Origin of the sequence: Pseudonocardia thermophila (assembly GCF_900142365.1) — a bacterium.
GTDB classification, from domain to species: Bacteria; Actinomycetota; Actinomycetes; order Mycobacteriales; family Pseudonocardiaceae; genus Pseudonocardia; species Pseudonocardia thermophila.
The window spans coordinates 96,285-114,921 of record NZ_FRAP01000017.1; the positions used below are offsets into that span (position 1 = coordinate 96,285).

Genomic DNA, 18,637 nt, shown 5'->3' on the forward strand with positions numbered 1-18,637 from the left:
GGAGGTGCGATGGAGCTGTTCATCGACCGTGCCGACGCCGGGCGGCGGCTGGCTGACGTGCTGGGCGGCTTCGCCGGCGAGGACCTCGTCGTGCTGGGCCTGCCCCGCGGCGGTGTCGCCGTGGCGTACGAGGTGGCCCGGGCGCTGGACGCGCCGCTCGACGTCGTGCTCGTGCGCAAGGTGGGTGTGCCGCGGGCACCCGAGCTCGCGATGGGAGCCGTCGGCGAGCACGGCGTGGTCGTGCGCAACGAGGACGTGCTGAGCGCCGCCGGCATCGACGAGGCCGTGTTCGAGCTCGGGGTGCGCGTCGCGCAGGAGCAGGTGGAACGCCGGGCGCGCGCGTTCCGCGGCGACCGCCCGGCCCCGGACCTCACGGGCCGGACGGTGCTGCTGGTCGACGACGGGATCGCCACGGGCGCCACGGCCCGGGCCGCCTGCCGGATCGTGCGCGCCCAGCAGCCGGCGCGGCTCGTGCTCGCCACCCCGGTCGCCGCCCCCGCTGCGCTCGCCGCGCTGCGCGCCGAGGCCGACGAGGTCGTCTGCCTCGCGGCGCCGCGGCACTTCGGAGCGGTCGGACAGTTCTACGTCGACTTCACCGCCACCGCCGACGAGGAGGTCGCGGACCTGCTGCAACGGGCGGCGGAGCGGTACGCCGGCGGCGTCGGGCGCTGAGCTCCGGATGCCCGTCAACCTGCGGTGGGGCCGCTCTCCGCGCGCAGTTTCCGTACGGCGTCCTCGACGTCCCGCCAGGCCACGTCGTTGAGCTGGTGGGCCAGCGCGGACAGGGCGCGCCCGGCCGCCAGCTCGGCGCCGATCTCCGGGACGTCCCGGTCGGCCGGGTTGAGCCGGGCCTCCCCGACGCCCACCAACCGGTCCGTGTCCCGGGTCTGCAGCCGCGCCGTGGCGTGGGTGCGTCCCGCCTGCTCGTCGATGTCGATCGTCACCGTCCAGCGCTGGGTCTCCATGGCGCTCCTCCTCCGTGGGGTTGCCCGGCCCACGGTGGACCGTCCCGAGCGATCCGGCGAGGGCCGTTGGTACCGCGGCCGCCGTCCGAACGGAGGAAAGCGGTCGAGAAGCCCCGCGCTCCCCGAAACGCCGGGCCCGCAGGCGGCGAGTCATGGGGATGGCTCCGAGACGGTCCCCGGTAGCAGCGTCTCCCGCGCACGCGTGGTTGCGCACCCACCTCGGGACCCAGGTGGACGTCGCCCTGCGGGACCTGCTGCGGTCGATGACCGAGACGCTCGCGATCGCGTCCGCCAACGCCGCGACGCTGCGCGCCCTGTCGTCGGACGGCGAGTGGCTGTTCCCGGTGGCTGCGCACCACCCGGACCCGCGGATGAAGACGGCGATGACCGAGATCATGGAGGTGACCGCGCACCGGGCCGAGAGCGGGCTGTGGCGCCCGATCCTCGACGGCCGCGCCGCCGCCCGGTTCCGGCTCGCCACCGACGGTGACGGCCGGGCCGCCGCCTCCGCGGCGCAGCGGCGCTTCCTGGACCGCTACCCGGTGAGCGCCGTGCTCGGGATGGCGCTGCGGGTCGACGGGGAGACGGTCGGTGTGGCCTCGCTGGTCGAGTTCGCCGCCGGCCGCGACCACACCGACGACGACGAGGCGCTGCTGGCGGAGTTCGTGGCCCACGCGGCCCCCGTCGTGCAGCTGCTGCGCGCCGGCGGGTTGCCGCGCTGGGTCGACCGCCCCTGGTCCTGATCACCTTCCGGGGCCGCGCCCCGCGGGCCGTTCGACCCTGGCCGGACCGCCGCTGCGGGAGGAGCGTCGGGGGAGGAGAACAGGGAGGACGACATGCGGGCCACGGTGCGGTTGGGCAGGATCGGCGGGATCCCGATCGGGCTGCACTGGTCGGTGTTCGTGGCGGTCCTGCTGATCGGGTCCGTCGTTGCGGTGAACCTGCCCGGCGTCGCGCCGGGCCTCGGATTCGGTGCCTACCTGCTGTGGGGGTGCGCCGGAGCCGCCGCGTTCCTGCTGTCGCTGCTCGCGCACGAGCTGGCCCACGCGCTCGTGGCCCGCCGGACCGGGACCGAGGTCCGGGCGATCACGCTGTGGCTGCTCGGCGGGGTGTCCGAGCTCGGCGGACAGCCGAAACGGCCCGCCGCGGAGGCCGGGATCGCGTTCGCCGGGCCGCTCACCAGCGCCGTCCTCGGCGCCGCCTTCGCCGCCGGTGCGGTGGTCGCGGAGGCGGCGGGCGGCCCGGACCTGCTCACCGCCGTCCTGGCCTGGCTGGCCGTGATGAACGTCGTCCTCGCGGTGTTCAACCTGCTGCCGGGCACCCCGCTCGACGGCGGCCGCGTCGTCCACGCCCTCCTGTGGGGCCTGTGGGGTGACCGCGACCGGGCGAGCCGCGCCGCCGGCAGCGCGGGTCAGGTGCTCGGGCTGATCCTGGCCGGCATCGGGCTGTTCCAGGCGCTCGACGGCCGCTGGGACGGGCTGTGGCTGGTGCTGGTCGGGTGGTTCGTCGCCAGCGCCGCCGCCGGCGAGTCGGCCCGCGCCCTCATGGGCAGCCGCGTGGCCGGCGTGCAGGTCGGCGAGATCATGACGCGCCGCCCGGTCACGGTGCCGGCGTGGCTGTCGGTCCAGCAGCTGGTCAGCGCGCTCACCGCGCCCGACGCGCCGCGCCACCGGGTATTCCCGGTGGTCGGGGCGACGGGCGAGCTCGTCGGCGTGGTGAGCCAGGGCGACCTGGCTCGCGTGCCGGCCGCCGATCGGCCCACCACGCCGCTGCGGACGGTGACCCGCGCCGTGCCGGGGGAGTGGGTGCTCACCGCCGACTCCCCGCTCGACCCGCTGCTGGACCGGCCGCTCACCCACGGCCGGGACCTCGCGGTCGTCGTCGAGGACGGGGCCGTGATCGGCGTGGTCGGTCCCGACGACCTCGCGCGCACGGTGGAGCGGCGCGGGCTGCTCACCGATGACCGCGCGAAGCGGTGAGGGTCAGACCGACGCCTCCGCCGGCTTCGGCACCACGTGCGCGTCGGGGCCGGGGAAGAACAGCGACTCGTGCCCGTCCTGCCAGCGGACCCGGTAGAGCGGACGCTCCCCGGTGCTGATCACCTCGACGACATCACCTTCGCGCCGGGCGGCGTCGACGACCGGCCCCTCGACGCGGATGCGATCACCCACTGCAGCCTGCCGCATGTCGATGCTCCTCCTCTCGCACGGGACGTCGCACGTGTCGACCGGTGCCGTCCGGGCGGCAAGGAGCGCCGGGGACGGCGCCGGCCCTACGCCTATTGTGGGCGCCCGTTCGAGCGGTGTCAGGTGCGCTGCTCATGGCGCTCGGTTCCTCCGCCGCCGATCGTGGGGCGGCAGCTCCGAACCGCCGAGGTGACGGCCGCTCGCCGGCGGGTGTCAGCTGCGCAGCCGCTTCAGCACGGGCACCGTCTTGGCGAGCGCGTCGAGCATGGCGGTGGCGCCGTCCTCGATCTCACCAGTCGGGACGAAGCGGCGGCCGTCCCCCTCGCCCTCGAGGCGGTTCGCGACGAACGGGATGATCACGCCCTCGGCCAGCGGCAGCATCTTCAGCTGCGCGAGGGCTCTACTTCGGTCCTCCTCCGGTCCCGGCGGGACCGCGCATTTCCTCGACGAGCCCAAAGACGGCGCATTCGCGGGAAATGTGCGAGGTCGGTACGCCGCCTTCCCTGCCGGTAGCGGCCGGGAGCCGGACGCCCTCGGCGGCGTGGTGAAAGTGGTCAGAATCGGCGACCGGGCTGCGCGGCGCCACGGGGTCGAGAACGGCAGGTGGCGGCGACACGACAACGACGCTAACACCGATCCCTGCTGCGCACCCAGCGGTAGCGCTACGGGGCTGAGAGCCTACGAACGGCACTTTCGTAAGCACCATCCCGTACGAAAGTGCCTCAGTGTCAGGTTTGCTGCAGCCGTTGATCGTCAGCGGCTAGGGTTCGGCCCTGATCACGTGGTGACTCAGAAAGTGCCTGCCGCCTCGATGGTTGGCTTGCGAACGAATTGTCCGGCGTGATCAGGGCTCGGGCCGGCTGGCCTGACTTGAGAGAAGCGTGGGCAAGACGCCGACCTCGACCGAGGTGTGTCCGACGACCCGATCCGGATGCCTGTCCCCGATCGGAAGGACACCCGCTTGTCATGGTGGTCATCGGAATCGATCCGCGCAAGCGCAGTCGTACCGCCGTCGCCGTCGACGAGGCCGGACGTCAGCTGGGCCAGCTCACCGTCTGCTCCGATCCGCAGGGGCTGCTGCGGTTGTGGGCCTGGGCGTCCCGCTTCGGCCCGGATCGGCGGTGGGCGGTCGAAGACGGCCGCGGGATCGCCGGCCGACTGGTGCGTACCCTGATCGGTCAGGGCGCGGCAGTGGTGTAGGTGCCGCCCACATTGATGGCCCAGTGCCGGGCCAGCGCCCGCACCCGCGGCAAGTCCGACCCCATCGACGCGCTCGCGATCGCCCGCGCGGCGGTGCGCGAACCGGATCGTGCCACCGCCCACCTCGACGACCTCGCCGTCGACGTGCGGCTGCTGTCCGACCGTCGTGGTCACCTGGTCGCAACACGCACCGCGACAGTCAACCAGCGGCGATCAACCAGCTGCGCTGGCACCTGCACGATCTCGCCCCCCACCTGGACACCCCCGGCCGGCTGACCGGTCCACGCCAGCTGGATCGGCTGGCCACCACGCTCAACGCGTTGCCGGCCGGCGTGCGCCGCGACCTCGCCCTCGACCTGGTCGCCGACATCCGCCAGCGCGGTCAGCAGATCCGCCGGCTCGACACCCAGCTCACCGCGCTGATCACCCCGCTCGCCCCCGCCCTGCTGGCCATCGTCGGAATCAACGTGGTGTCCGCAGCCAAGATCCTCGGCGAGGTCGCCGGCATCACCCGATTCCGCTCCGCAGCAGCATTCGCCATGCACACCGGCACCGCCCCGATCCCGGTCTGGAGCAGCAACCGGCCCCAGTACCGGCTCAACCGCGGCGGCAACCGGCAACTCAACGCCTGCCTACACCGCATCGCCCTCACCCAACTCAGCCTCCGCCCCGCCACCAAGGCCTGGCGCGAGCAATGGACCCACCGCCACCCCAACGCCACCAGCAAAGCCGCACTACGCGCCCTCAAACGCCACCTGGCCGACGTCGTCTACCACGCCCTCCACGCCGACCATCAACATCAACTCACACGAGCGGCTTGACATAGAAGCTTGGTTCGTGGTCGACGTCGCCCGGGTCGCTGCCCCGCGGACGAACCGGCGACCTCGGTGTGGCCGGCACGCAGCAGATGCCTGACGTTGTCGACCGGGTCAGGCGGCCGGCACATCGACGCCGTGCTCCGCGAAGTAGCGGACGGCACCGGCGTGGAACGGGACGCGGACGCTCGGGAGCGCTGCTTCCACCGTGTCGAGTGTGAAGTCCTTCGCGTACGGGACCGCGGCGGCGAGCTCACCGGCCCGCTCGTACAGCGTCCGCACGATCTCCGCAGCCACGTCGGGGTTCAGGTCCTTGCGGGCGACGACGACCGTCTTGCGTGACCAGGTCGGGTAATCGGTGGTCAGGAATTCGTATGTGCCGGCGCGGACGGTCGTGAGCGAGTAGTCGGGGAACGCCTGCGCCAGCTCGGCGCGCAGGACGTCGGCGTCGAAGGCGACGGCTCTGAGCGGGGTGTCGCGGTGGGTGCGGACGAAGTCGGCCAGCGGGTGCGCGACCGGGCGCAGGATGGCGGTGATCTGCCCCTGGCGCAGAGCTGTGATCGTCTGCTCGTAGTCCTCGATCACCGTCATGCGGGGGTTGACCCCGTGCATCCGGAAGATCTCGGCGCCGGCGTCGGCTGCTGCCTGGGTCGACACACCGATCACGTCCTCCGGGGTGAGGTCTCCGACCTTGCCGATCGGGGTGTTCTGCCTGGTCACGATCATGCCCGCGTTGTCCCAGCCGACCGCCAGCGTGGCGTAGTCGAACCGCTCACCGGGCTGGAACCCCTGGCCTCCCGTGCCGGAGACGGCGGCGTAGGCCTGGTCGGTCTGCGTGATGACGACGTCCGCGCCGTCGCGGAAGAACCCCGCTGCACTCCCGGTGATCGTGGTTGCGGAGATGCAGGCATCGTGCAGGAGCTCGGTGAGTCGCCCGGCGAGGGCGAAGTAGAGCCCGCCGGTGGCACCCGAGCCGATCTTGACGGTACCGGGGGCCCGGCATTGGTCGCTGCTCTGGTCCGGGCCGCCGCAGGCGGTGGTGACGGCGACGACTAGCGCTGTGAGGAGCGCCGCGATCAGTCGCGCAGGCAGTTTCATGGCGTTGTGTTCCCTTCGACCGGCTCCGACGTGTTCTTGGAGAAGGCCCGTGGGGGAGTGGGACCCGGCCGGAGCAGTGCGACGGCCGATCCGAGCACGAGCGCGGGCACGAAGACCCACGGGTGGGTGCTGACACCGGCCAGGCCGAGGGTGACCAGGAGGCACCTGGTGGCGGGGCCGCGCGGCCCACGCGCATAGCCGATCGTCCCGGAGACGATCAGGTACAGCACGACTGCCGCCACCGCGAGGGAGGCGAGGAGACCGAGCGGCTCCCCGCCGACGAGCAGCAGTTCGGGCCGGAACACGAACAACAGCGGGACGACGAGTCCTCCGATGCCGAAGAGCATCGCGTAGCCGGACGTCCGCATCGGGCGGGCTTCGGCGATCCCGGATGCGACGTAGACGGTGGCCATCGTCGGTGGCGACAGGTCGGCCACGTTCCCGAGGTACATCAGGAACATGTGCGCGGCGAGCAGCGGAACACCGAGCTCGACCAGCGACGGGGCGAGCAGAACGGCCAGCAGGACGTAGGTCGCCGAAGCGGGCAGCCCGGACCCGAGCACCACGGACGCGGCGACGGTGAGGGCGAGCAGGAGGGCGAGACTGCCGCTACCGACGGACACCAGGCCGGTGACGAGGTTCAGTCCGAGCCCGGAGATCAGGATCGGGCCGACGAGGGTGCCGACGGCGGCTGTGATGATCGCGACGACGACGGCGCGGTGCGGCCCCAGGACCGCCGCCCGGAGACAGTCCTTCACCGCCTCGACGGAACGGTGCCGGACGAGGTGGATCGCGACGAGCAGCACCAGCGCCCAGCCGGCCGCCTGCGACGGTTCCCAGCGTGCGACGACCAGCAGATGAACCAGGATCGCGAGCGGGCCGACGTATTCGATCGCGTCGAGCAGGTTCTGCCGGAACCCCACGGGGGGCTCGGAGGCCGGGACGCCGCGGATGCCGTCGCGCGCGGCCACGCGGTCCACGGCGAGGTAGAGCGTCGCGTAGTACAGAACAGCGGGCACCGCCGCCGCCAGTGCGATCTCGTGGTACGGGATCGCCGTGAGCCCGGCCATGATGAACGCGACGGACCCCATGACCGGCGGAACGAGCAGACCACCGACGCTGCCGGCGGCTTCGATGCCCGCGGCTCGGTCGGCGGAGAACCCGGACCGCTTCATCACCGGGATCGTGACGACGCCGGTCGTCGTGACGTTCGCCGCGCTGCTGTCGGAGGTGAGCCCGAACAGCGCGCTGGCGGCGACGGACATCTTCCCGGCTCCGCCGCGCGCCCGCGCCAGGGCGCGCCGGACGACCCGCATCAGGAAGTCCCCGGCCCCGAACACCGTGAGGAACGTGCCGAAGACGATGAAGACGAAGATGTAGCGGTTCGAGGCGTCCAACGGCACACCGTGGACGCCGTCGTTACCGAACCAGACCTGGTTGAGCAGGCGTGAGGGGTCGCTGCTGGCCATCCGCAGGATCGACGGCAGCCGATCGCCGACCATCGGCAGGACGAGGAGCACCACACCCAGCACCGGCAGCACCCAGCCGATGAGGCGCCCGGTGACGATCAACAGGATGACGATCCCGGCCACGGCGACCAGCAGGTCCGGCGACTCGTACAGGCCGCCGTAGACGACCTGGAACGCCATCTCCCGCAGCGCGTACGCCTCCACCGCCGCGCCCGCCGACCCGGCCACGATCCACGCCGCTGCGGCGATCCGGCTCCGCGATCGGCCGGCCAGCACGAACCCGGCCAGCAGGAGCGCGAAACCGAGGTGCAGGGCGCGCTGTTCCACGGCGGGTACCGCCGTCGGGTCCAGGCTCAGCCCGACCTGGACGGCGAACCACGCGAGCGCGATCGCCGCGCAGGCGACCGTGAGGAACCGGCGACCGAGTGACCCCGGGGTTCCTGCGTCGTCTGCGGGTGGCTCGACCGGGCCACCACCGAGGCGCGATCCGGCGATCATCTCTGCTTGACGAGGCCGACACCGGCGGCGTCGGTGACGATCCCGGTCCGTGGCGCGGTCATCGACCGCTCCTTCCTGGTCAGCGAGTGCCGTGGTTCAGCGCATGACGCCGAGGTACCGCGCGTCGATCGAGCCGGCCCAGCGCCACGGCATGGAGTCGACGCCGGTGACTTTCGGCGAGTACGCCCAGAGCTGCTTGCTCGCGCAGAGCAGGATCACCGACGCCTGTTCGGCCGACGCGGTCCAGATCTGCCGGTAGAGCTCGCCGCGCTGCTCGGGGGAGAGGGTCGGGTCGGCGGCCCGTGCGGCGATCGGCACCACCTGGTCGCGGATCCCCTCGGCCGCGCTGAAGCCGCCGAAGTAGGTGCTCTGCAGCAGCTGCGCGGGTTCGGCATCGGTCGGCATCGAACCGAGGTAGGCTGGGTGCTCGCCCTGGCGGTAGCCCGCCATCGCCGCCGCGGATGGGAGCGGGGTGAGCTCCACGGTCACACCGACCGCGGCGAGCTGGGCCTGGATGGCCTGGGCGATCGATTCGAAGGTCGATCCCGCGGTGAACGCGAGCCGGAACCGCAGATCGGTCACCCCCGCCTCGGCGAGCAGCTGCTTCGCTCGGTCCGGGTCGAAGGCCAGGCGGTCCTCCAGCCCGTCGGCGTGCGCCCAGTGGCCGGGCGCGTACGGCTGGACCCGCGGGGTGCAGTCCCCGCCCAGCAGGTCGCGGGAGATCGCCTCGCGGTCGATCGCGATCGAGACGGCCTGCCGCACGCGCGGATCGGTGAACGGCGGCGCGGATCCGTGCACGAACATCGAGTACGGGGTGAGCACCTCGGTCTTGAAGATCGAGAACGCGCCGGACTCGGCGAGCTTCTCCCCGGTCTTGATGTCCGGACCGGTGAGCTGGACGAGGTCGAGCTGCCCGGCGCGCAGGGCGTTGAGCCGGGTCGAGCCCTGCGCGCTGTAGACGATCTGGACGGTCGCCGGTTTGGCGGCGTCGTCGTCCCAGTACCCGCCGGGTGCTCGGGTGAGCGTGATGGCTTCACCGGGACGGAACTCGGAGACCACATAAGGGCCGGAACCGGCGTCGCCGGGCGCGAGCGCGAGGTCCCGGCCGTCGGCGATCGCCTTCGGGCTGATGATCTCCCCGCCGGCGTAGGCGAGGACGGTCGGCAGCTCCGCGCCGCGGCCCGGTACCAGGTTCAGCCGGACCGTGGCAGGGTCGACGACGTCGATGGAGGTGACGGCATCGAGCAGCGGTGCCACCGTGCTGCCCGGCAGAGTCTTGTTGCGCTCGAGCGTCGTCTTCACCGCCGTCGCGTCCACGGGTGTGCCGTCGTGGAACCGCACCCCCTCCCGCAGGGTGAACTCCAGGCTCGACCCGTCCGGCGCGAACCGCCACGCCGTCGCGAGCATCGGCTTGACCTGCAGGTCGTCCTCGAGCCGGGTGAGCCGGTCGTAGAGCAGGAACGTCGGTGGCAGCGCGCCCTGGGTGGGCAGCACGGCGGGATCGAGGGTGAGCGGAGGTCCCGCCAGGCCGATGCGCAGCGTCGCCTCGCGGTCGAGCTCGGGTGCGCCGGCATCGGTGGCCGCCGGACCGGGGGAGGAGCACGCGACGGCGAGCGCCGCAGCCGTCACGAGCGCGACGCATCGGCCCGCTGCGGCGAGCAGGGTGCGGACGTTCATGGGAGCCTCTCTCCGATCAGCCGACCGGGCTGCCGGACGGGGTGTCGTGCTGCTGGAAGCGGCTGCGGAACGGCGGGGGCGGAGTGCGGCCGAGCAGCCGGTTCGCGCGCTCGGCCATCGCGGACAGGACGATCTCCGGCTGGGTGACGATGAAGAACTCCCCGCGGGCCGCCTGCTCCATGATCTGCTCGGCGGCCTCAGCCGGGCTGATGGCGTGGCTCATCGCCTCGCGCATCCGCTCGCGGTGCCGCTCGACCGCGGCGAGGTCCCCGCTGTCCACCCCGCCCGCCCGCTCGAAGATGTTGGAGGCGACCATCGCGGGGAGCACGGCGGCGACGGCGACGTTCGCGCCGATCTCGGCCAGCTCCTGGTGGAGGCACTCGGTCATGGCGAGCACCGCGTGCTTGCTCAGGATGTAGGGCGCCTGCATCGGCACCGCGGTCACGGACCCGACGGACGCCATCGTCAGGACATGGCTGCGCTCGGCCGCGGCGATCATCCGCGGCAGGAACGCCCGGATGCCGTGGAACACCCCGCTGATGTTGATGTCGAGCACCCTGCGCCAGCGGTCGAGCGGGACGTCCCAGAGGTAGCCGAACTGCTCGACGCCGGCGTTGTTGATCAGCAGCCGCACCGGGCCGTGCGCGTCGTGGACGCGTTCGGCGAGGTCGGTCATCGCATCCGCGTCCCGTACGTCGACGACGTGGCACTGCGCGCGACCGCCGGACCGGACGATCTCGTCGGTGACCCGGTGCACCCCCACCTCGTCGACGTCGGTCAGCACGACGTGCATGTCGAGCCGGCCGGCCAGGTAGCGGGCGAGGCCTTCCCCGATGCCCGAGCCTGCGCCGGTCACCACGGCGGTCCCGCCGCCGAACACCTCCTGCTGTGTGGGCACGCGTACCTCCGTGAGTGGGACGGGACGTCAGCGGGCGGCGATGAGCGCGCCGCCGTCGAGGGCGACCGTCTGGCCGGTGATCCATCCGGAGCGCGGGCTGAGCAGGAAGGCCGCGAGCTCGGCGGTGTCCTCCGCCGTGCCGACCCGCCCGAGCGGGTACTTCGCGGCGACCTGCGCCTCGTGCCCGTCGAGCAGCGGCGCGGTGAAGCTGGTCCGGATCACCGCGGGTGCGATCGCGTTGACCCGCACCCCCGGAGCCAGCTCCTGGGCGAACTGGCGGGTGAGGTGGACGACCGCGGCCTTGCTCGCTGTGTAGGCGCCGAGACCCCGGGAGGGATGCAGCCCGCCCATCGAGGCGACGTTGAGGATCACGCCGCCGTGCTCGGCCATCCAGGCGTGCCAGGCGCGGGCCGTCCAGCCCACGACGGCGAACGTGTTCACCTCGAAGACCGTGCGGATCGTCCGCATCGGGGTGTCCACCAGCGGCTGGAACGCCGGGCTGAACCCGGCGTTGTTGACCAGCAGGTCCAGCCGGCCGAGCTCCGCGACGGCGCGCTCGACCGCCTCCGCCTGGTGGGCTTCGTCCTCGGCGGATCCCCGGACGGCCACCACCTTCGTGTGTTGCGCCAGCCGTTCGGCGGCCGCGGCGAGCTCGTCCTCCTTCCGCGCCGTGATCACGAGGTGGGCGCCGCGGCGGGCGAGGTGCTCGGCGACGGCGAAGCCGATGCCCCGCGAGCCGCCCGTGACCAGCGCGACCTTCCCCGCGAACTCTTGCTCGATCATCGCTCCCCGATCCGCCGCGCCGACGCCGAGATCAACGGGGTCGTCTTCGTGAGCAGGGCGTACACCTTCATGCCCTCGCCCCAGCCGATGACGTTCCGCCCCGAGGGCGAGCGGCCGTAGTTGTTCACCTCCGGGTACCTGGCGACGACGTTGCGCTCGAGCCGCTTCTGGACGAGCAGGTTGAACAGGTCCATCACCGGTTTGCGGACCTCGATCGCCGTGACGCCCCGCCGCAGCATCCGCTTCAGGTTGGCGACCACGAACTCGGTCTGGCGCTCGTGCATGAACATGATCGGGGCGCCGTTCGTGTTCGGCCCGTAGAGCATGTAGAAGTTCGGGAACCCGGCCACCGTGAGGCCGAGGAACGCTTGAGCGTCGCCCTGCCAGACGTCGTGGATGCTGCGGCCCTCGCGGCCGACGACGTCGAGCGTCGCCAGGAACGACGCCGCCGTGAACCCGGTCGCCATGACCAGGACGTCGATCTCGTGGTAGGCGCCCGTCGCGTCGACCACCCCGTGTTCGGTGACCGTGGTGACGGCGTGCGGGACGAGCTCGACGTTGTCCCGCAGGAGCGTGGGGTAGAACTTGCTCTCCTTCACCGGGCGCTTTCCGCCGAACGGGTAGTCGGGAGTCACCAGCTTCGCCAGGTCCGGCCGGTCCCGGAACGTCGTCCTGATGAACTCCTCGCAGATCCGCTGGGCCTGCACGTTCGCCTTCGTGCCCTCGATGAACGAGCGCCCGCCCTGGTAGACCATCGCCTGCCGCAGGCGCACCCACCGGCGGTAGAGCGGACGGCTGAGCCTGGCGCGCTCCGCCGCGGTGAACTCGCGGTCCGGCTTCGGCAGGACCCAGCCGGGCTGGCGCTGGAAGACGTAGAGCTTCGCGACGTCCGGTGCGATGGCCGGCACGATCTGCGCGGCTGTCGAGCCGGTGCCGACGACCGCCACCCGCTTGCCGCGCAGGTCGACGTCGTGGTCCCAGCGGGCGGAGTGGAAGGCCGCGCCGCGGAACCGGTCGAGCCCCGGCCAGTCCGGGTACTTCGGGTTGTTCAGCAGCCCGACGGCCGTGACGACGACGTTGAACCGCTCGCAGGACCCGTCGGAGGCGTGGACCTCGTAGGTGTGGGTCCGCTCGTCCCAGACCGCGCGGGTGACGGCCGTCCCGAGCCGGATGTGCGGCCACAGCTGGAAGCGGTCGACGACGTTGCGCAGGTACGCCAGCAGCTCCGGCTGGCGGACGTGGGTGCGGGTGAAGTCGAAGGGGTGGAAGCTGAAGGAGTAGAACGGGACCGGCGTGTCGACCTCGGCACCGGGGAACGTGTTGTCGTACCAGGTGCCGCCGATCCCGTCGCTCTTCTCGAAGACGGTGAAGTCCTCGATGCCCAGGCGGCGCAGGGCGACGGCCATGCAGATGCCCCCGGCCCCGGCCCCGACCACGGCCACCCGCAGCCGGGGGTGCTCGGTCGTGCGTCGGGGGCGCGTCGCGCCGGAGGTTTCGGTCGCCGCCTGCATCCACCCTCCACTCGTCGGGCCGCACTGCCACGACAATGTTCCGTGAGACGGAACGTATGTTCAGAATTGAGACTAGCAACCGGAAACGGTGGCGGCTAGTGTGATCGAAGGAACATCTGTTCCATTTCAAGGAACATCCGACGAGGAGTGCGATGGGGGACCTCCGCTCGATCCGGGGCCCGGCCCGGCATCGAGAACTCGCCGCGGCGAGCGTCGGCAACGTCGTGGAGCTGTTCGACTGGCTGCTGTTCGCCAGCCTGGCCCCGTACTTCGCCGGGGCGCTCTTCCCCGGTGAGGATCCCGTCGCCGGCCTGATCTACGCATACGCGGTCTTCGCCGTCGGCTTCGTCTTCCGGCCGCTCGGCGCCGCGGTGATGGGCCGGGTCGTCGACCGCAGGGGGCGGCGGTTCGCCCTGCTCCTGTCGATCGCCGTGACGTCGCTGGCTGCGCTGGTGATCGCGGTGACGCCCGACTACGCGACGATCGGGATCGCCGCGCCGATCGTCGTGGTCCTCGCCCGGCTCGCCCAGGGCCTCACGATCAGCGGGGAGCAGTCCGCCGCGGGCACCTACCTGCTGGAGATGGCGCCGCCGCGCCACCGGTTCCTGTTCGGTGCGGTCTCGATGGCCGCCGTGTCCGTCGGCCAGCTGCTCACGCTCGCCTGCGTGGCCGCACTGCTGGTGGTCTACGGGCCCGACGGTGTCGCGGAGGGCGGCTGGCGGCTGGGCTTCGTCGCCTGCGCCGTGCTCGGCCTCGTCGCGCTCATGATCCGCAGGCTCGCCCCGGAGAGCGAGGTCTTCACCGAGAGGGTCGCGACGCAGCGGCCGCCGCAGCTGCCGATCCTGCGCCGCCACAAGCGCCAGCTGCTCGCCGTCTTCCTGACGATCGCCCCGACCTCGATGGGGCTCTACTTCGTCACCGCCTACCTGCCGGTCTTCTTCGACCAGGCGGGGATCGCCGACAAGGCGAGCATCTCCGGGCAGTTGCCGCTGCTGACGCTGTACCTGATCGCCGTCATCACGCTCACCGGGCCCGTGGCCGACCGGTTCGGCGGCCTGCGGGTCGCCCGGATCGGGAACGCCCTGCTCGCCGTGGTCACCGTGCCCGTGATCGTGGCCGTCACCTCCGGGGCGCTGCCGGTCGTGGCCGGGCTGCTCGTCTACCTGACCGGGCTCGGCATCATCACCGCTCCGGTCGCGGTCATCGGCGTCAGCCTGTTCCCGGCCGTCGTGCGCGGGGTCGGGGCAGGTATCCCGACCGCGGTGTCCGTCGTGCTCTTCGGGGGCACCTTCCCGCTCGTCGCGCAGTCGCTCACCGCGGCGGGCAACGCTGATCTCGTCCCGTGGTTGGTCGGGCTCGGGGCCCTGCTCGGCTTCTGCGGAACGGTGCTGGCGCGGACCTCCGACATCGAGCGCTCGCTGGCCGCCGACGGTCTGCCCGCCGATCGGGTGGTCACGGGTTCGGACGGCGGTGCGGTGTGAGCGGCTCCAGAGTCGCGCACCGCCCAGCAGACCTGACATGAGGAGGACGGCATGGACGCCGATGTGCAGGAGATGCTCGATCATCACCGGATCCGCCAGACGCTGCAGGACTACTGCTTCGCCTGCGACCGGGCCGACGAGCTGGCCATGGCGCAGCTGTACGTGGAGGACAGTTGGGACGACCACGGGGTCGTGCGAGCGCCGGGCCGGGAGTACGCCGAGGTGATGACCGCTCGGCTGCTGCAGAACAGCCGCAGCATCTCCCACCACCTCGGCCAGTCCACCATCCGCGTGGACGGCGACACGGCCGGTGCCGAGACCTACTACATCGCGGTGATGGTGACCGTCGACGACGACGGGCGGGAGATCTGCAACCAGATGGGCGGGCGCTTCATCGATCGGCTCGTCCGCACGGACGGCCGGTGGCTGATCAAGCACCGCCGCATCGTCCGCGACTGGGGCATCAGCCTGCCGGTGGAGCACGACTGGACGCTGGTGGCCGGGCTGCCCGACGGCGCGCGCTCGGGGGATGACCCGGCGTTCGAGGTGCTGGGCAGGCGGCACAACGGCTTCCGGCCCGACTTCGCCGGCCGTGCCGCCGGTGATGGCGGCTGACGGGAGGCACGACGACGCGCCGGCTGGGACGCCCCGCGTCCTGGCCGGCGCGCTCCGTGGCCACTGGGCTTGGTCAGATCCCCGCGCCGGGCTCACCTTCGAGGATGATCGCCTTGGTCTCGAGGTAGGTGAGCAGGCCTTCCCGACCGCCTTCCCGGCCGATGCCGGACTGCTTGAACCCGCCGAAGGCGATGCCGTAGTCGGCGCGCTGCGCGTTGTGCCCCACGGTGCCCGAGCGCAGGCGGCGGGCGATCCGGTACGCCCGTTCGGGATCGTTGGTGAACACGGACGCGTTGAGCCCGTAGATGGTGTCGTTCGCGATCCGCACCCCCTCGGCCTCGTCGCTCGCCGGGATCACGCTCAGCACCGGCCCGAAGATCTCCTCCTGGGCGATCGGGCACGCGGGGTCGACGTCGCCGAACACCGTCGGCTCGATGTAGTACCCCTTGGGCAGCTGCGGCGGACGGCGGCCGCCCGCGGCGAGGGTGGCGTTGTCGCGAAGGCCCAGTGCGATGTAGCGCTCCACGCGGTCGCGCTGGCGCTCCGCGGCGAGCGGGCCCATGTCGGTGGCCTCGTCGAACGGGTCGCCGACCCGGATCGCCCGGAAGCTCTCGGCCAGTGCCTCCACGAGCTCGTCGTGGCGCTCGCGGCCGACGACGACCCGGGTGAGCGACGAGCACACCTGGCCGGTGAGGCGTCGCGCCGACGCCGACAGCGAGGCGGCCGCGGTGGCGATGTCGTAGTCGTCCAGGATCACCGCCGCCGACTTGCCGCCCAGCTCGAGGGTGCAGCGCGCGATGCGGTCCGCGCACAGCGCCGCGATCCGCCGCCCGGTCGCGGTGGAGCCGGTGAACGCGATCTTGTCGATGCGCGGGTCGCGGACGAGCTGCTCGGAGACCTCGCGGTCCGCCGTGACGATGTTGAGCACCCCGGGCGGCAGGCCGACCGCCTCGGCGACCTCGCCCAGCACCAGCCCCTCGATCGGGGCCTCCGGCGCGAGCTTGAGCACGACCGTGCATCCCGCGACGAGCGCCGGGGCGACCTTGTGCGTGATGATCGCGAGCGGGCTGTTCCACGGGATGATCGCGCCGACGACGCCCACCGGTTCCCTGGCCAGCAGACCGACCTGACCGGCGACCGGCTTGCGGCGCTCGACGAACGCGAACTCGTCGGCCAGGGCGGCGTAGTCGTGCCACGCTGCGGCCACCCCGGGCAGCATCGCGCTCGCCGCGGAGTGGACGATCCCCATCTCGCAGGTCCAGATCCGGCTGAGGGCGTCCGCCCGCGCCGCGAGCTCGGTGCCGATCGCGCGGACGTACCTGCCGCGCTCGGCGGGATCCAGCCTGCTCCACGGGCCTTCGTCGAAGGCGTGCCTGGCCGCGGCGATCGCCCGGTCCATGTCGGCGGGAGCTGCTTCGGCCACCGTGGCGAACACGTCTTCGGTCGCCGGCTGGATCACCTCGATGACGCGGTCGGTGGCGGGTGCCGTCCAGCTCCCGTCGATGAAGAACTCCTGCAGGTGGGCGACGCCGGCGCCCGTGCCGAGCTCCGTGATCGTGTCTGTCACCGGACTCCTCTTGGGTCGAAGCTCGCGAGCCGGCCGGAGGCGAAGAGTGCTCGGCCTGGTCCGGTTCGCAGGAGCGCCGCCGGGGCCTGCGGGGACCCCGGGGTCGGCGAACGGACTGCTTGACAACTGCGAACCGGACACTAGCGTGTCACTCGAGACGAAACAACCGTTCCGTCATGCTGAACAATCGCGGTCGATGGTTCCGCGGTTCGCGCGGCCCGGGCGGCGCGCGGGGCGACCGGAGGGGCCCACGCGCGTCGACCGGAGCGCATGACCAGCCCGTGGCTCCCCAGGTGTGGAGGTACCGAACAGATGCCCGACGTCCGGTGGTCCGCGAGCTCCCCACCCGAACCCGTGAGGGACCTCCGCCCGGTCGAGGTGATCTCCGAGGACGGGTCGGGACGGCCGGCGCTGCGGGGCAGCCGCTGCCCGGCGTGCGGCCGGCGCGCCTTCCCGCCTCGTGACGTCTGCCAGCACTGCCTGCACGACGGGCTCGAGGACGTGACGCTCGGGAGCGTCGGAACGCTGCACGCGTTCTCGACCGTGCACGTCTCCTCGTGCCGGCCCGTGCCGTACGTGCTGGCGTTCGTGGACCTGCCGGCCGACGTCCGCGTGCTGACGACGCTCGCCTGTCCCGCGGACGAGGTCGTGATCGGGGACGAGGTGCAGGTGGTCCGGACCGACGAGGGATGGGCCTTCACGAAGGCGGGAGGTGCGGACTGATGCCGGACGCGTACGTGATCGGGGCCGGGATGATCCCGATGGGCAGACATCGGGAGTCGTCCTACGCGGGCCTGGCCGCCCCGGCGGCGCGCGCCGCGCTGGCGAGCGCCGGGCGCGAGCCGTCCGACATCGACGCCGTGTACTGCGGCAACTCGTTCGGCGGCATGCTCGCCGGGCAGCGGATCGCCAAGGAGATCGACCTCGGCGGGATCCCGGTGCTCAACGTCGACAACGCCTGCTCCGGCGGGGCGTCCGCCCTCCACGAGGCGGTCGCCGCCGTGCGCAGCGGTCGTCACCGCACGGCCCTCGTCCTCGGCGTCGACAAGCTCACCCAGTTCAACGGCGGCACGATCCCGCTGGTCACCGAGGACTGGGAGGTGCGTCGAGGCATGGTCATGCCGGCCCTGTACGCCATGCGCGCCCAGCGCTACCTGCACGAGCGGCCCGATTCGAGCATCGAGGACCTGGCCGCGGTGAGCGTGAAGGCGCGCACGCACTCCGCCAAGAACCCGTACGCGCAGTACCGCACGACCGTCACGATCGACGAGGTCCTCGCGTCCCGGCCGATCGCCGATCCGCTCACGATGCTGCAGTGCTGCCCCACCGGTGACGGCGCGGCGGCGCTCGTCGTCACTGCGGCCCCGGATCCGGGCCGGCCCGCGCTGAAGGTGCTGGCGTCGGTGCTGCACTCCGGCCGGTTCGCGGCCGGGTACCGCAACATGATCTGGCCGGAGATCAGCGCGTCGTCCGCGGCGGAGGCCTACGCCCAGGCCGGCATCGGACCGCGCGATCTCGACGTCGTCGAGCTGCACGACGCCTTCACGATCGCCGAGCTCGTGTACTACGAGGTGCTCGGGCTCTGCGAGCGCGGCGAGAGCACGGCGTTCCTGCGGGACGGACGCAGCACCTACGGCGGGGACGTCGTGGTCAACCCCAGCGGTGGACTGCTGGCGAAGGGGCACCCGATCGGGGCGAGCGGTGCGGCCCAGGTCGTCGAGCTGTTCTGGCAGCTGACCGGGACGGCGGGGGACAGGCAGGTGCCGAACGCCCGGTACGGGCTCACGCACGTCACGGGCGGCGGGATCAGCGGCATGGACCACGGGGCCTGCTCGATCCACATCTTCGAGGGGACGTCGTGACGCAGCCCGTTC

At 72.2% G+C, this 18,637-nt stretch carries 20 protein-coding genes; 10 read left to right on the forward strand and 10 right to left on the reverse strand.

The genetic code is table 11. The annotated features are described in order from the left end of the window. Nucleotides 1–9: 9 nt before the first annotated feature. Nucleotides 10–672, forward strand: a complete 663-nt coding sequence (locus BUE41_RS21190) for a phosphoribosyltransferase (protein WP_073458901.1) — start codon at nt 10–12, stop codon at nt 670–672. Between the two features lie 14 nt (nt 673–686). Here the strand turns inward: BUE41_RS21190 and BUE41_RS21195 are convergent, their stop codons facing one another. Further along, on the reverse strand, nt 687–965 hold the full coding sequence (locus tag BUE41_RS21195; protein ID WP_073458902.1) for a DUF1876 domain-containing protein: 279 nt from the start codon (nt 963–965) through the stop codon (nt 687–689). Between the two features lie 230 nt (nt 966–1,195). Between BUE41_RS21195 and BUE41_RS21200 the strand changes: the two genes are divergently transcribed. Together BUE41_RS21200 and BUE41_RS21205 are read left to right on the forward strand one after the other, a co-directional pair. Further along, complete coding sequence (locus BUE41_RS21200) at nt 1,196–1,708, forward strand: GAF domain-containing protein (protein WP_073458903.1); 513 nt, start codon at nt 1,196–1,198, stop codon at nt 1,706–1,708. A 93-nt stretch (nt 1,709–1,801) separates the two neighbouring features. Continuing rightward, nucleotides 1,802–2,944, forward strand: coding sequence for a site-2 protease family protein (locus tag BUE41_RS21205; RefSeq protein ID WP_073458904.1), 1,143 nt, complete (start codon nt 1,802–1,804; stop codon nt 2,942–2,944). Nucleotides 2,945–2,947: 3 nt separating this feature from the next. Here the strand turns inward: BUE41_RS21205 and BUE41_RS21210 are convergent, their stop codons facing one another. Together BUE41_RS21210 and BUE41_RS30885 are read right to left on the reverse strand one after the other, a co-directional pair. Beyond that, on the reverse strand, nt 2,948–3,151 hold the full coding sequence (locus BUE41_RS21210; protein ID WP_073458905.1) for a DUF1918 domain-containing protein: 204 nt from the start codon (nt 3,149–3,151) through the stop codon (nt 2,948–2,950). Nucleotides 3,152–3,364: 213 nt separating this feature from the next. Continuing rightward, a complete protein-coding gene (locus BUE41_RS30885) occupies nt 3,365–3,532 on the reverse strand; it encodes a hypothetical protein (protein ID WP_159444943.1) in 168 nt (55 codons plus the stop codon). Nucleotides 3,533–4,117: 585 nt separating this feature from the next. On the opposite strand from BUE41_RS30885, the gene BUE41_RS32100 reads away from it, so the two are divergent. From BUE41_RS32100 to BUE41_RS32110, 3 genes are read left to right on the forward strand one after another with little or no spacing between them, the layout of a single operon-like run. Further along, nucleotides 4,118–4,351 (forward strand): hypothetical protein, encoded by a 234-nt coding sequence (locus tag BUE41_RS32100; protein ID WP_234997456.1) that lies wholly within the window; start codon nt 4,118–4,120, stop codon nt 4,349–4,351. Then, complete coding sequence (locus BUE41_RS32105; protein ID WP_234997457.1) at nt 4,352–4,627, forward strand: IS110 family transposase; 276 nt, start codon at nt 4,352–4,354, stop codon at nt 4,625–4,627. 44 nt (nt 4,628–4,671) lie between these two features. Continuing rightward, on the forward strand, nt 4,672–5,172 hold the full coding sequence (locus tag BUE41_RS32110; protein WP_234997459.1) for a transposase: 501 nt from the start codon (nt 4,672–4,674) through the stop codon (nt 5,170–5,172). Between the two features lie 108 nt (nt 5,173–5,280). Here the strand turns inward: BUE41_RS32110 and BUE41_RS21220 are convergent, their stop codons facing one another. The 6 genes from BUE41_RS21220 to BUE41_RS21245 form a co-directional block, all read right to left on the reverse strand. Beyond that, nucleotides 5,281–6,264, reverse strand: coding sequence for a TAXI family TRAP transporter solute-binding subunit (locus BUE41_RS21220; protein WP_073458906.1), 984 nt, complete (start codon nt 6,262–6,264; stop codon nt 5,281–5,283). Beyond that, on the reverse strand, nt 6,261–8,231 hold the full coding sequence (locus BUE41_RS21225; RefSeq protein WP_073458907.1) for a TRAP transporter permease: 1,971 nt from the start codon (nt 8,229–8,231) through the stop codon (nt 6,261–6,263). The genes BUE41_RS21220 and BUE41_RS21225 overlap by 4 nt, the downstream gene beginning before the upstream one ends. A gap of 96 nt (nt 8,232–8,327) precedes the next feature. After that, nucleotides 8,328–9,908 carry an ABC transporter substrate-binding protein gene (locus BUE41_RS21230; protein ID WP_073458908.1) on the reverse strand — a complete coding sequence of 527 codons (1,581 nt, stop codon included), beginning with the start codon at nt 9,906–9,908 and terminating at the stop codon, nt 8,328–8,330. Between the two features lie 16 nt (nt 9,909–9,924). Continuing rightward, nucleotides 9,925–10,806: an SDR family NAD(P)-dependent oxidoreductase gene (locus BUE41_RS21235; RefSeq protein WP_073458909.1), complete on the reverse strand. Its 882-nt coding sequence runs from the start codon at nt 10,804–10,806 to the stop codon at nt 9,925–9,927. A gap of 27 nt (nt 10,807–10,833) precedes the next feature. Next, the gene (locus BUE41_RS21240) at nt 10,834–11,589 is read right to left on the reverse strand and encodes an SDR family oxidoreductase (RefSeq protein ID WP_073458910.1); all 756 of its coding nucleotides are present in this window, start codon (nt 11,587–11,589) and stop codon (nt 10,834–10,836) included. Next, nucleotides 11,586–13,100, reverse strand: coding sequence for a flavin-containing monooxygenase (locus BUE41_RS21245; protein WP_084755526.1), 1,515 nt, complete (start codon nt 13,098–13,100; stop codon nt 11,586–11,588). The genes BUE41_RS21240 and BUE41_RS21245 overlap by 4 nt, the downstream gene beginning before the upstream one ends. Before the next feature lie 152 nt (nt 13,101–13,252). On the opposite strand from BUE41_RS21245, the gene BUE41_RS21250 reads away from it, so the two are divergent. Further along, nucleotides 13,253–14,581 carry an MFS transporter gene (locus BUE41_RS21250; protein WP_073458911.1) on the forward strand — a complete coding sequence of 443 codons (1,329 nt, stop codon included), beginning with the start codon at nt 13,253–13,255 and terminating at the stop codon, nt 14,579–14,581. A 51-nt stretch (nt 14,582–14,632) separates the two neighbouring features. Continuing rightward, nucleotides 14,633–15,196 (forward strand): nuclear transport factor 2 family protein, encoded by a 564-nt coding sequence (locus BUE41_RS21255; RefSeq protein ID WP_073458912.1) that lies wholly within the window; start codon nt 14,633–14,635, stop codon nt 15,194–15,196. Between the two features lie 73 nt (nt 15,197–15,269). On the opposite strand, the gene BUE41_RS21260 is transcribed toward BUE41_RS21255, so the two are convergent. Then, entirely contained in the window at nt 15,270–16,763 is a 1,494-nt protein-coding gene (locus BUE41_RS21260; RefSeq protein WP_143172280.1) for an aldehyde dehydrogenase, read from the reverse strand. A 354-nt stretch (nt 16,764–17,117) separates the two neighbouring features. Here BUE41_RS21260 and BUE41_RS21265 point away from each other — a divergent pair, with 354 nt between their 5' ends. Further along, complete coding sequence (locus BUE41_RS21265) at nt 17,118–17,486, forward strand: Zn-ribbon domain-containing OB-fold protein (protein WP_159444944.1); 369 nt, start codon at nt 17,118–17,120, stop codon at nt 17,484–17,486. Continuing rightward, nucleotides 17,486–18,625: a thiolase family protein gene (locus tag BUE41_RS21270; protein ID WP_073458914.1), complete on the forward strand. Its 1,140-nt coding sequence runs from the start codon at nt 17,486–17,488 to the stop codon at nt 18,623–18,625. Before BUE41_RS21265 ends, BUE41_RS21270 begins: the two co-directional genes overlap by 1 nt. The last annotated feature ends 12 nt before the right edge of the window (nt 18,626–18,637 follow it).

Coding starts and splice junctions, on each gene's coding strand:
- BUE41_RS21190 (WP_073458901.1), top strand. CDS start 10: ATGGAGCTGTTCATCGACCGTGCCGACGCCGGGCGGCGGCTGGCTGAC.
- BUE41_RS21195 (WP_073458902.1), bottom strand. CDS start 965: ATGGAGACCCAGCGCTGGACGGTGACGATCGACATCGACGAGCAGGCG.
- BUE41_RS21205 (WP_073458904.1), top strand. CDS start 1,802: ATGCGGGCCACGGTGCGGTTGGGCAGGATCGGCGGGATCCCGATCGGG.
- BUE41_RS21210 (WP_073458905.1), bottom strand. CDS start 3,151: ATGCGGCAGGCTGCAGTGGGTGATCGCATCCGCGTCGAGGGGCCGGTC.
- BUE41_RS30885 (WP_159444943.1), bottom strand. CDS start 3,532: ATGCTGCCGCTGGCCGAGGGCGTGATCATCCCGTTCGTCGCGAACCGC.
- BUE41_RS32100 (WP_234997456.1), top strand. CDS start 4,118: ATGGTGGTCATCGGAATCGATCCGCGCAAGCGCAGTCGTACCGCCGTC.
- BUE41_RS21220 (WP_073458906.1), bottom strand. CDS start 6,264: ATGAAACTGCCTGCGCGACTGATCGCGGCGCTCCTCACAGCGCTAGTC.
- BUE41_RS21225 (WP_073458907.1), bottom strand. CDS start 8,231: ATGATCGCCGGATCGCGCCTCGGTGGTGGCCCGGTCGAGCCACCCGCA.
- BUE41_RS21230 (WP_073458908.1), bottom strand. CDS start 9,908: ATGAACGTCCGCACCCTGCTCGCCGCAGCGGGCCGATGCGTCGCGCTC.
- BUE41_RS21240 (WP_073458910.1), bottom strand. CDS start 11,589: ATGATCGAGCAAGAGTTCGCGGGGAAGGTCGCGCTGGTCACGGGCGGC.
- BUE41_RS21245 (WP_084755526.1), bottom strand. CDS start 13,100: ATGCAGGCGGCGACCGAAACCTCCGGCGCGACGCGCCCCCGACGCACG.
- BUE41_RS21250 (WP_073458911.1), top strand. CDS start 13,253: ATGGGGGACCTCCGCTCGATCCGGGGCCCGGCCCGGCATCGAGAACTC.
- BUE41_RS21255 (WP_073458912.1), top strand. CDS start 14,633: ATGGACGCCGATGTGCAGGAGATGCTCGATCATCACCGGATCCGCCAG.
- BUE41_RS21270 (WP_073458914.1), top strand. CDS start 17,486: ATGCCGGACGCGTACGTGATCGGGGCCGGGATGATCCCGATGGGCAGA.